Source organism: Acidovorax sp. JG5 (assembly GCF_017939685.1).
Lineage (GTDB): Bacteria > Pseudomonadota > Gammaproteobacteria > Burkholderiales > Burkholderiaceae_C > Acidovorax.
Map to the genome: position 1 here is coordinate 1 of NZ_JAGKSE010000039.1, position 12028 is coordinate 12028.

Consider the following 12028-nt stretch of genomic DNA (forward strand, 5'->3'; position numbering starts at 1 on the left):
ATTCCCCTATCGGAATGTCCGAAAAAACTTGACCAGGACACTTCTTCGAAAAAGTTCCTGTAGGCATTGCGTGTCTTCAAAGCTTCTATCGCATCTGGAAAGGAGTAGTCTGCAAAGAGCCCCTGGGGTTAGAGCACCGTCAAACGGTGGCGCTGAGCTTTGAGCCTGAGGACCTGCCAACTCCACAATATGACGCTTTCATGCACGAAACCTTCAGCTCCGATGTGGCGGGTGAAGAAGAGGGGCAGCGGCGATTGATGGAGGAATACGCTGGAGCTGTGATGCTGGGAGTGGCTCACCAATATGAAAAAGCATTTGCGTGGCTGGACCGCTACGGGCGTGCTGGAAAGGGCACCCTGGAAAAGATCTACAGGAACCTTGTGCCCGCCGAGTTGTGCTCGGCCGCTGCTCCGACCTCATGGAACAAAGAGTATTACTTGGCGATGATGGCAGGAAAACGTCTGAACGTTGTCGGCGAATTGGCGGAGCACCTGCCTATCCCGGCCGCTGAGTTCAAGTCAGTGCTGGGTCGCGACGAGGTCGTGGGCCGATTTCCAACCCAGCCGCCATTCATGTACCGAAACACCGCCGGACACCTGTTCATGAGCAACCACATGATCAGAACCAATGATCACTCGGCGGCGTTCTTTTCCCGGTGGCTACTGGCGGAGTTCCCCAACAGCCGACTCAAGAACGGTTTGCCGCTGGATGCCGGTCTGTCGGACCGTATCGCCAAGAGCGATATATCCGGTATCGCCTACAAGGCGCTGAAAGCGGGTGCGCGGGTACTGCAGCAAGGAGGCTTCTCGCCATCGAAGGTGCACGACCGCCTGATGGCGCAATGGCAGCGTTCAGCCAGTTCCGTGGATGAGTTCATTCATGAAAGCTGCGAACTGGGTTGCTCGCTTCACGTTCGCCGGTCATCGCTCTACACAGAGTACCGCTCGTGGTGTCAAGAGAGTGGCCGCAAGCCATTTGCGAAGAGTGCATTCAAGGAGAAGCTGGAGTTCAACTTGCAGTTGGGCGTCAAGCTGGCGACGCTGGACGGCTACGAAATCTTCAGGGGGATAGCCCTCAAGCCTGATTTCTCGGCGGTTTCGCATTTGGACGGCAGTACGCCACACGCTCCGGTCAGCGACCAGCCTCTTGACTTCTGAGGCCTCTGCTTCGCCAACCTCCTTCGAAAGTGGGAAAAGTGGGTTTTTTCCTGGGAGACCTCGGTAAGAACGAGAAAACCGCCACGACTGTCGGCGGCCCGGTTTTTACTCTCTACCCCTGACCACCTTGGTGGCCTCACCACCGCCTAAATCCATCTGCGCCTAGGCAAGCGGCACTCATCCATACCTGCTCTGTGCCGTGGCAGGCCACCTGGGCTCTTCTGCGTCCTCTCGCGCGCCCTTCATTTCGTCCATACCCCTCGCCCTGTGCTGTTGTGTGCAGGACGTGGCATGGCGAGTTTCTCGACACGGTCTTGGTCAAAACCTGGCCGAGACCCCATCGGAACCACCACCCCGTTTCCTTCAATCCGCGCCTCATGCGCATCCATCAAAGGAGATCACATGCTCTTTGTCTTCCTGCCTCTATGGCTATACCTCCTGTGGCCGCCTGGCCTCAGCTTCCAGCAACTGCTTCTCGCGTCTTCGGCCACTCTCCTTTGCACCGAGGGTGGACCTGAATGCATCTTTGCCGCTTTTTCATTTCACCCCTACCAAGGAGATATTTCATGCCCAATGTGAACCTGGATGCCCATTTTGTCCGCGATGCTGTCTGCCAAGAAGGGCGCAGCAAGACTGACTACTACGACAACGCCATCACCGGCTTCATTCTGGAAGTCCGTGCCACCGGAGGAAAGACCTACAGCCTTCGGTACCGTGACCCCTACGGGAAGCAGCGCCAGCACAAGATTGGTGATGCCAAAGCCATTACCTTCGAGAAGGCGCGGCAGGCTGCAGAAAAGCTCCGCTCAAAGGTGGTGCTGGGAGAGAACCCTTCTGACGACAAGAAGGCTCTTCGCCAAGTACCCACGCTCGCAGAGTTCATTCGCGAAAAGTACATCCCTCACATTCATCTGCACAGGAGGAATTTTCAGTCCACCATCAGCTTTCTGAACATCCATATCCTTCCTCGGTTTGGTGCGCTGCATCTCGACCAGATCACCTCCACGATGATCTCCGAAGCCCATCAAGGTATGCGCAGCAAAGGGTATGCGCTGGCCATGGCGAACAAGCTGCCCATCCTGTTCAAGATCATGTTCAATTTGGCCAAGAAGATGAGAGTGCAGGGCGCTTCGTCGAATCCCGCCAACGAGGTGACGCTGTTTCAGGCCAACAACGCGAAAGAGCGCTATCTGAGCAGCGAGGAGACCGTACGGCTGCACGAGGCACTGGCCCAGAGCGAGAACACTCAGCTCAAGCACATCGTGGCGTTGATGCTGATGTTTGGTTGCCGCAAGCGGGAACTGCTGGACGCCAAGTGGGAGCACTTTGATATGGAGCGGCGCAACTGGCGTATCCCCATGTCAAAGTCTGGGAAGGCACGCAACATTCCGATTTCCGCGAAGGCGATGGAGCTGCTGCAAGTGCTGCCAAAGTGGAAGGGGTGCCCCTATGTTGTACCGAACCCCGACACGCTCAAGCCGTATGGCAATCTGTTCTGCGCATGGGATACGGCGCGAAAAAGAGCAGGCCTGCCTGATGTGCGGATGCACGATTTGCGGCACAGCTTTGCCAGCAACTTGGTGAATGCAGGGCAGTCCATCTATGTGGTGGGCAAGCTGCTAGGGCATTCCCAGGTCAAGACGACACAACGTTATGCCCATTTGTCGGATGCCACCTTGCACGCAGCCGTGGATGCCGCAGCCAATGCCGCCGTAGGTCCGAGGCTGGAAAGCCAAAGGGCCAGCGCGTAGCTGAAAAACTGGGCAAAATTTCCCCCTTCACCCCCTCAGCGGAAACGGCGGCTGGGTTGGGTGGGTGGTGGGATCGCAATGGCCCGGAGCGAGAAAAAGTGTTGATCCCATTGGCCATTAGAGTTGGGCATAGGAACACCAGTTGGGGGATGGGTGGGTGGTGCAGAAAAGCAACCTGAAAAAGACGAAAAAACCCTTGAAAATCTTCAACTTACGAGGATCTTTGGCCTGTTCAACACCTTCCAGTTCGCCCATGCATACGCCAACGGCGAAGGCATGAAGCACTACGTGAACATGGTGCAAGAGCCTGAATTCGCAGCACGCGACAAGGGCTACACCTTCGTGTCGCACCAGCAGGAAGTGGGCGCAGGCTACTTCGACGACGTGACCACGGTGATCCAGGGCGGTTCGTCTTCCGTGAAGGCCCTGACGGGTTCGACCGAAGAAGAGCAGTTCCACTGATCTGAGAGCTTTCTGCGCCGCTTGGTTGTGGCGCGAAATGCACTCACCAAAAAGCCCGGTCCAAATGCTNAGCTTTCTGCGCCGCTTGGTTGTGGCGCGAAATGCACTCACCAAAAAGCCCGGTCCAAATGCTTCGGGCTTTTTTGTTGTCTGCAAGGTTAAAATAGGGGTAAATTCACTGCACAAGAGCGAGAAAGGCAATCTGGTTATGACACCGCGAACTACATCGGAGATGTTGACCGGCCGTTAAGGCTGGCTGTTCGCGCCTGCACGAGATTGCACACACCTCCAAGAAGCGCGGCCCTGTTCCGCGCTTTTTTGTTTCCTGGGCCTGGCGCGTGCCCGCCCCCATTGCACTGATTGAAAAGAAAGAGTTACCCCCATGATTCACATCACGCTTCCCGACGGTTCACAGCGCGAGTTTCCAGGCCCCGTCACGGTGGCCGAAGTGGCGGCCTCCATTGGCTCGGGTCTGGCCAAAGCCGCATTGGCGGGGAAGATCGGAGACCAGATGGTAGATACCAGCTACCAGATCACGGCTGACAGTCCGCTGTCCATCATTACCGCCAAGGATGCCGATGGTCTGGACGTGATCCGCCACTCCACCGCCCACTTGCTGGCCTATGCCGTCAAGGAACTGTTTCCAGATGCGCAGGTCACCATCGGTCCGGTGATCGAAAACGGCTTTTATTACGACTTTGCCTACAAGCGCCCCTTCACGCCCGAAGACTTGGTTGCCATCGAAAAGCGCATGGCCGAACTGGCGGCCAAGGATGAGCCTGTGGTACGTCGCGTGTTGCCGCGTGATGAGGCAGTGGCGTACTTCAAGGGTCTGGGTGAGCACTACAAGGCAGAAATCATTGCCAGCATCCCCAGCAACGAAGACGTGAGCCTGTACCGCGAAGGCAATTTCGAAGATCTGTGTCGCGGCCCGCATGTGCCCAGCACCGGCAAGCTCAAGTTCTTCAAGCTCATGAAGGTGGCGGGGGCCTACTGGCGTGGTGATCACCGCAACGAAATGCTGCAGCGGGTCTATGGCACGGCCTGGGCCACCAAGGATGAATTGCAGCAGTATTTGACGATGCTGGAGGAGGCCGAAAAGCGCGACCACCGCAAGCTGGGGCGTGAGCTTGACTTGTTCCACATCGACGACCATGCGCCGGGCGTCGTGTTCTGGCATCCCAAGGGCTGGTCGGTGTGGCAGGAGGTAGAGCAGTACATGCGCCGCGTCTACCGCGACAACGGCTACCAGGAGGTCAAGGGCCCGCAACTGCTTGACAAGACGCTGTGGGAGAAGACCGGTCACTGGGACAAATACCGCGACAACATGTTCACGACCGAATCGGAAAAGCGCGACTATGCGCTCAAGCCGATGAACTGCCCCGGCCACATCCTGATCTTCAAGCAAGGTATCAAGAGCTACCGCGATCTGCCGCTGCGCTATGGTGAATTCGGCCAGTGCCACCGCAACGAGCCCACGGGCGGCTTGCACGGCATCATGCGTGTGCGCGGCTTCACGCAGGATGACGGGCATATTTTCTGCACCGAAGACCAGATTCAGCCCGAGGTGCTGGCTTTCACGCGCCTGCTGCAAAAGGTCTACCAGGACTTCGGCTTTACCGACATCATTTACAAGGTCGCCACGCGCCCCGAAGCGCGTATAGGCTCCGACGAGATTTGGGACAAGGCCGAGGCCGCGCTCATCGACAGCCTTGAGGCTTCTGGCTGTGAATACGTGCTTTCACCCGGTGAAGGCGCGTTCTATGGCCCCAAGATCGAGTACACGCTCAAGGACGCGATTGGCCGTCAGTGGCAGTGCGGCACCATCCAGGTGGACTTTTCCATGCCCGAGCGGCTGGATGCCGAGTATGTAGGGGAAGACGGCGCTCGCCATCGCCCCGTGATGCTGCACCGTGCCATTGTGGGCAGTCTGGAGCGTTTCATCGGCATCCTGATCGAGCAGCATGCCGGCGCGTTACCTGTCTGGCTGGCGCCGGTGCAGATTGCGGTGCTCAACATCACCGATGCGCAGGGCGATTACTGTCGTGAAATGGCTGCAAAACTGCAAAAAGCACTGCCCCATCAAGACCTTAGGGTGGCGCTCGACCTGCGCAACGAGAAGATTACGTATAAAATACGCGAGCATTCGTTGCAAAAGCTGCCTTATATACTTGTCGCTGGTGACAAGGAGAAGGCAGCAGGTGCCGTCGCAGTGCGCGGCCGGGGCAATCGAGACCTCGGCGTGATGTCCGTTGAAGCGTTCGCAGAGTTGATCGCCCAGGACATCGCCTCCAAAGTGTGATTTTGATAGAAAACATGCTCTGGCCCGCGCCCATTGTGCGGTGTTAGCTACTTATTTTGTAGCATTTTGATTCAAGGAAGATAGCCATCGCTACTGAATTTCGTGATCGTCGCCACCGTGAAGAGCGCAAGCACCGCCTGAACCGTGAAATCATGGCCCCCGAAGTCCGTCTGTCCGGGCCTGAGAATGAGCCTTTGGGAGTGGTGAGCTTGATGGAAGCCCTGCGCATGGCGGGCGAGTTGGATGTGGATCTGGTGGAAATCGCCGCGACGGCGAATCCGCCAGTGTGCCGCCTGATGGACTATGGCAAGTTCAAGTACCAGGAACAAAAGCGTGCTGCCGAAGCCAAGGCCAAGCAGACGGTCATCGAGATCAAGGAAGTCAAATTCCGTCCGGGTACGGACGATGGCGACTACAACATCAAGATGCGCAACATTCGCCGTTTTTTGGCGGATGGAGACAAGTGCAAGATCACGCTGCGGTTTCGCGGCCGTGAAATTACGCACCAAGAACTCGGTTTGGCTTTGCTGAACCGGATTCGTGATGAGTTGGCTGACAGCATCATCATTGAGCAGTTTCCCAAGCTGGAAGGCCGCCAGATGATCATGATGATTGCCCCTGGCAAGAAGAAGCCTACAGCCAAGCCGGTGGCAGAAACTGCTTCAGTTTCCGGCACTTCGGCCTGAGGTGGTTTTGAGAATTTGAACACTGCGTTCGCAAGAGTGCAGTGTTCGAGTCGGTGGTGCTTTGGCATCGTCGAGCGAAAGGCGAAAGCCTTTCGATAAAAGTGGCTCGGGGCCAACAAGTTTGCAGATCGGTTTGCAAACGCCTCACGAGCACAACGAAAAGGAGCATTCACATGCCCAAAATGAAGACCAAGAGCAGCGCGAAAAAACGTTTCCGCGTTCGTCCCGGTGGCACCGTCAAGCGCGGTCAAGCCTTCAAGCGTCACATCTTGACCAAGAAGACCACCAAGAACAAGCGCCATCTGCGTGGTGCAGTGAATGTGCATGAGACCAATATGGGCTCGATCGCACAAATGCTGCCCAGCGCTGGCCTTTAATAACTGACGAACAAGGAGTACATACATGCCTCGCGTCAAACGTGGTGTAACGGCCCGTGCCCGTCACAAGAAAGTTCTCGCCCTTGCAAAGGGTTTCCGTGGTCGCCGCGGTAACGTCTTCCGTATCGCCAAACAGGCGGTAATGAAGGCTGGGCAATATGCCTACCGTGACCGCCGCACCAAGAAGCGCGTGTTCCGCCAGTTGTGGATCGCCCGTATCAACGCCGCTGCCCGTGAACTGGGCCTGACCTACAGCCAGTTCGCCAACGGCCTGAAGAAGGCATCCATCGAGATCGACCGCAAGATGCTGGCCGACCTCGCCGTGCACGACAAGGCTGCCTTTGGCAGCATCGTGGAACAAGTCAAGGCCAAGCTGGCTGCTTGAGTTCACGATGAGTGGCTATCGTTTTGATAGCTGCTTGCGCAATAACAGCAAGGGCTAGGGCTTGAAAAGGCACTAGCCCTTGTTCATTTTCAAGAGTCGATATGAACGAGTTGGATTCCCTGGTCGAGAGCGCGACGCAACTGTTTGCCCAAAGCGCCACCCCTGCTGATCTGGAAAACGCCAAGGCGCAGTTTCTGGGCAAGTCGGGCCGCGTGACCGAGCTCATGAAGGGCATGGCGCAGCTGTCCGTCGAGGAGAAAAAGTCTCGCGGTGCGGCCATCAATGTGGCCAAGCAGGCCATCGAGGCAGCTCTCACTGCGCGCCGCCAGGCATTGGCCGACGCCGAACTGCAGGTGCAGCTCAAGGCCGAAGCGCTGGACGTGAGCCTGCCAGGCCGCCAGCGCGGGCAGGGTGGTCTGCACCCGGTATCGCTCACGCTCGAACGCATCCAGGGTATCTTCGGCTCCATGGGTTTCGACGTGGCCGAAGGCCCCGAGATCGAAACCGACTGGTTTAACTTCACCGCACTGAACACGCCGGAAGACCATCCCGCGCGTTCCATGCACGACACCTTCTATGTCGAGGGCGGCACCCCCGGCGCCCCCAACCTGCTGCGCACCCACACCAGCCCGGTGCAGGTGCGCCACGCGGTCCAGCACGTCAAGACCCACCGTGCACTGTTGGATGCCGGCCAGCCCATGCCCGAGATTCGCGTCATCGTGCCGGGCCGCACCTACCGCGTGGACAGCGATGCCACGCACTCGCCCATGTTCCACCAGTGCGAAGGCCTGTGGATTGGCGAGAACGTGAGCTTCAAAGACCTGAAGGTCATCTTCACGGATTTCTGCCGCACGTTCTTTGAAAGCGACGATCTCGTGTTGCGCTTTCGCCCCAGCTTTTTTCCGTTCACCGAGCCTAGCGCCGAGATCGACATCCAGTTCCAGGCGGGCCCATTGGCTGGCCGCTGGCTCGAAGTGGCTGGCTCGGGCCAGGTGCACCCCAACGTGGTGCGCAACATGGGGCTCGACCCCGAGAAGTACATCGGCTTTGCCTTCGGCATGGGGCCTGACCGGCTGACCATGCTGCGCTATGGCGTGAACGACCTGCGCCTGTTCTTCGACGGCGATATCCGCTTTCTGTCGCAGTTCCAATAATGCAAAAAAGTGAGCTGCTCGCGCTTTATTTCATTGGGTTTCAGAATGATTTAAGCCTGAAACCAATATTTGACAAGCGCAAGTAGCTGCTTTTTTTATAGCAAACGCCAAAGAATCTCTCCACTATGCAATTCCCCGAGTCCTGGTTGCGCGAATTCTGCAACCCACCGCTGACCACCCAAGAACTGGCCGACACCCTCACCATGGCGGGCCTGGAAGTCGAAGAGCTGCGCCCCGTGGCGCCGCCGTTCACCAAGATCGTGGTGGGCGAAATCAAGGAGGCCGTGCAGCACCCCGACGCCGACCGTCTGCGTGTGTGCCAAGTGGACGTGGGGCAGGGCGCCCTGCTCAACATCGTCTGTGGCGCACCCAATGCCCGCGTGGGCATCAAGGTGCCTTGCGCGTTGGTGGGCGCCGAGCTGCCGCCTGGCGATGACGGCAAGCCTTTCCTGATCAAGGTGGGCAAGCTGCGCGGCGTGGAGAGCCAGGGCATGCTGTGTTCTGCCCGTGAGCTCAAGCTGTCGGAAGACCATGGCGGCCTGCTGGAGCTGGATACCTCCGCGCCCGTGGGCCAGGACATTCGTGTGCATCTGAACCTGGATGACACGCTGTTCACCCTGAAGCTGACGCCCAATCTGGCGCATTGCCTGAGCGTGTATGGCATCGCGCGCGAAGTGTCCGCCCTCACAGGCGTGCCGCTGCAGCAGCCGTCGTTCCCCGCAGTGGCCGCCAAGTTGGCCGACAAACTGCCCGTGAAGGTGAGCGCGCCCGACCTGTGTGGCCGCTTCTCCGGCCGCATCGTGCGCAACGTGAACACACGCGCTGCCACGCCGCCATGGATGCTGGACCGCCTGGCCCGCTGCGGCCAGCGTGGCGTGTCGCCGCTGGTGGACATCTCGAACTATGTGATGTTCGAATTGGGCCGCCCGTCGCACATTTTTGACCTGGACAAGATCCACGGCGGCTTGCATGTGCGCTGGGGCAAGCCGGGTGAGCAGCTCAAGCTGCTCAATGGCAACACGATCACCGTGGACGACAAGGTGGGTGTGATCGCCGACGACAACCAGGTTGAATCGCTGGCCGGCATCATGGGTGGTGACGCGACCGCGGTGTCCGACGACACGAAGCACATCTACATCGAGGCCGCGTTCTGGTGGCCCAAGGCAGTGGCAGGCCGCTCGCGCCGCTTCAACTTCTCGACCGATGCCGGTCACCGCTTCGAGCGCGGCGTGGACCCGAGCCTGACTGTGGAGCACATCGAGCGCATCACCCAACTCGTCATCGATATCTGCGGTACGCCCGAGACGGTGTGCGGCCCCATGGATGACCAGGCGATGAACCTGCCTGTGCCGCAGCCCGTCACGCTGCGTGTGGCGCGTGCCGCTAAGGTTATCGGCATGCCGCTGACGCCAGCCCAGTGTGCCGATGCGTTGCAGCGCCTGGGACTGCCCGTGGTGCAGGGCGAGGGCACACTCACGGTCACGCCCCCCGCATACCGTTTCGATATCACCATCGAGGAAGACCTGATCGAAGAAGTTGCGCGCATGGTGGGCTATAACAACCTGCCCACCACGCCGCCGCTGGCGCCCATCACGCCCAAGCTGGCTCCCGAGGCCACGCGCAGCCCGTTTGCCGTGCGCCGCTCGCTGGCGGGCCTGGGCTACCAGGAGACGATCAACTTCAGCTTTGTGGAAGAGCGCTGGGAACATGAGCTGGCAGCCAATGTGCAGCCCATCAAGCTGCTCAACCCCATTGCAAGCCAGATGAGCGTCATGCGCTCTACGCTATTGGGTTCTCTGCTACAAGTTTTGAAGTTCAACCTGGACCGCAAGGCCCAGCGCGTGCGCGTGTTCGAACTGGGCCGCGTGTTCCTGCGCGACGCCAGCGTGCGCAACACCGACACCACGGTGGAAGGTTTCCTCCAGCCTATGCGTGTTGCCGGTCTGGCCTACGGCCCCAACGACATGCTGCAATGGGGCCGCAAGGAGCAGGCCATTGATTTTTTCGACGTGAAGGGCGATGTGCAAGCGCTGCTGGCGCCCTTGCGCGCCACGTTCGAGCCTGGCACCCACCCCGCGATGCACCCCGGCCGCTGCGCACGCGTGCTGGTGGACGGCCGCGCCATCGGTTTTGTGGGCGAGCTGCATCCGCAGTGGCGCCAGTCGTGGGATCTGCCCCAGGCGCCGGTGATGTTCGAGCTGGAGCTTGACGCGGTGCTGCAGCGCGTGGTGCCCCAGTTCCAGCCGGTCGCCAAGCACCAGGCGGTCGAGCGCGATCTGGCCGTGGTGGTGGCCGAGCGCGTGACGCATGCCGAGGTGATGGATGCCATCACGGCGGCCGTGCCCGGCACCATGCTGCGTTCCGCCGTGCTGTTTGACGTGTACCGACCCAAGCCCTTGCGCGCTGGCGAAGCAGCGCCTGCCGGCGGTCTGGCCGCTGGTGAGAAGAGTCTGGCGGTGCGCCTGACGCTGGGGCGTGCCGAGGCAACCTTGACGGAAGCCGAGATCGACACCGCAGTGCAGGCTGTTGTGGCCCAATTGGTCGCCCGCACTGGTGGACGGTTGCGTGTTTGATGTAGAACCGGGAGCGCCTACGTGATTGAATTTGCGGTAGAAAGTATCGAAACCCCTGCGCTGACCAAGGCGCAACTGGCCGATCTCCTGTTCGATCAGATCGGGTTGAACAAGCGCGAGTCCAAGGACATGATCGACGCTTTCTTCGATCTCATTGCGCAACGCCTGGTGGACGGCAAGGACGTCAAGCTTTCGGGTTTTGGAAATTTCCAGATCCGCACCAAGGCGCCGCGACCGGGCCGCAACCCGCGCACGGGGGAGGCCATTCCCATCCAGGCGCGCAGGGTGGTAACTTTTCATGCCAGCAGCAAGCTCAAGGAGCAGATCCAGTCCGCTGGTTCTGCTGGTGCGTGAATGTTGGCCCAGTAGGTGGCTGAATTGTTGTTTCAGTCTGGCGCCCGCGGGCCGTCTGCAGTACGCTAGCCAGCTTTCCGCCTGAACCAGCGCCCATGGGTACCCAGCTTCCTTCTATTCCCGCCAAGCGGTATTTCACGATTGGTGAAGTGGCGGACTTGTGTGGTGTCAAGCCCCATGTTCTGCGCTACTGGGAGCAGGAATTCACCCAGTTGCGGCCTATGAAGCGGCGTGGTAATCGCCGGTATTACCAGCACCATGAGGTGCTGATGATCCGTCGCATCCGCGATCTTTTGTATGACCAGGGCTTCACCATCAGCGGTGCCCGCAACCGCTTGCAGGATTCAGTGCCTGCGGCACACGATGAGGCGCTTGAGGAGATGCTGATGCCGGAGTCGGTGTCCGTGCTCGAGGGCGGCGCTAGCACGCAGGGAGCCAGCATCCATGGCGCTGGCGACTTACTCGACAGCAATGCGGTGCGGCAGGAATTATTTGAGATTCGTGCCCTGCTTTCCCTGAACTGAAGATTTTTCTGTATATAATTTAAGTCTTGTCGGCGTGTAGCGCAGCCTGGTAGCGCACTTGCATGGGGTGCAAGGGGTCGCGAGTTCGAATCCCGCCACGCCGACCATTGATAGCAAAAGCCCAGAGCCGAAAGGTTCTGGGCTTTTTTGCTATGCGCGTTCAAGGCCACCGAGGCTGGCTCTGTTCCATTGCCCCATACAGGAAATCCCATGATCAGTGGACTCGTTGCAGGAAAGCTTTTTGGACCCGCAGAACTGCGCATCGTAAGCGCACGGCAAACCCATGTTGACCGCCGATGGCGA

The 12028-nt window shown here is 59.1% G+C and carries 10 protein-coding genes, 1 tRNA gene and 1 pseudogene; all 12 read left to right on the forward strand.

All coding sequences use genetic code 11. The annotated features are described in order from the left end of the window. Positions 1 to 200: 200 nt before the first annotated feature. The 12 genes and pseudogenes from J8G26_RS18515 to J8G26_RS18570 all read left to right on the forward strand — a co-directional run bounded on the left by J8G26_RS18515 (position 201) and on the right by J8G26_RS18570 (position 11832). A complete protein-coding gene (locus J8G26_RS18515; RefSeq protein ID WP_210570709.1) occupies positions 201 to 1157 on the forward strand; it encodes a DUF5906 domain-containing protein in 957 nt (318 codons plus the stop codon). Positions 1158 to 1723: 566 nt separating this feature from the next. Beyond that, complete coding sequence (locus tag J8G26_RS18520; RefSeq protein WP_210570712.1) at positions 1724 to 2908, forward strand: site-specific integrase; 1185 nt, start codon at positions 1724 to 1726, stop codon at positions 2906 to 2908. Positions 2909 to 3139: 231 nt separating this feature from the next. Then, positions 3140 to 3370: pseudogene (locus J8G26_RS18525) on the forward strand (isocitrate lyase); the annotation flags it as partial. A 382-nt stretch (positions 3371 to 3752) separates the two neighbouring features. Beyond that, positions 3753 to 5672, forward strand: a complete 1920-nt coding sequence (thrS, locus tag J8G26_RS18530) for a threonine--tRNA ligase (protein WP_087745422.1) — start codon at positions 3753 to 3755, stop codon at positions 5670 to 5672. Positions 5673 to 5752: 80 nt separating this feature from the next. Continuing rightward, complete coding sequence (gene infC, locus J8G26_RS18535) at positions 5753 to 6358, forward strand: translation initiation factor IF-3 (protein WP_087745424.1); 606 nt, start codon at positions 5753 to 5755, stop codon at positions 6356 to 6358. 173 nt (positions 6359 to 6531) lie between these two features. Beyond that, a complete protein-coding gene (rpmI, locus tag J8G26_RS18540) occupies positions 6532 to 6735 on the forward strand; it encodes a 50S ribosomal protein L35 (RefSeq protein ID WP_005795135.1) in 204 nt (67 codons plus the stop codon). Between the two features lie 25 nt (positions 6736 to 6760). After that, the gene (rplT, locus tag J8G26_RS18545; protein WP_005795139.1) at positions 6761 to 7120 is read left to right on the forward strand and encodes a 50S ribosomal protein L20; all 360 of its coding nucleotides are present in this window, start codon (positions 6761 to 6763) and stop codon (positions 7118 to 7120) included. A 101-nt stretch (positions 7121 to 7221) separates the two neighbouring features. Then, positions 7222 to 8274, forward strand: a complete 1053-nt coding sequence (gene pheS, locus J8G26_RS18550; RefSeq protein ID WP_210570714.1) for a phenylalanine--tRNA ligase subunit alpha — start codon at positions 7222 to 7224, stop codon at positions 8272 to 8274. A 125-nt stretch (positions 8275 to 8399) separates the two neighbouring features. After that, positions 8400 to 10847 carry a phenylalanine--tRNA ligase subunit beta gene (gene pheT, locus J8G26_RS18555; RefSeq protein WP_210570716.1) on the forward strand — a complete coding sequence of 816 codons (2448 nt, stop codon included), beginning with the start codon at positions 8400 to 8402 and terminating at the stop codon, positions 10845 to 10847. Between the two features lie 21 nt (positions 10848 to 10868). Beyond that, positions 10869 to 11201: an integration host factor subunit alpha gene (locus J8G26_RS18560; protein WP_086912601.1), complete on the forward strand. Its 333-nt coding sequence runs from the start codon at positions 10869 to 10871 to the stop codon at positions 11199 to 11201. 95 nt (positions 11202 to 11296) lie between these two features. Then, positions 11297 to 11725, forward strand: a complete 429-nt coding sequence (locus J8G26_RS18565) for a MerR family transcriptional regulator (protein WP_210570718.1) — start codon at positions 11297 to 11299, stop codon at positions 11723 to 11725. Between the two features lie 30 nt (positions 11726 to 11755). After that, positions 11756 to 11832 (forward strand) — tRNA-Pro (locus J8G26_RS18570). The last annotated feature ends 196 nt before the right edge of the window (positions 11833 to 12028 follow it).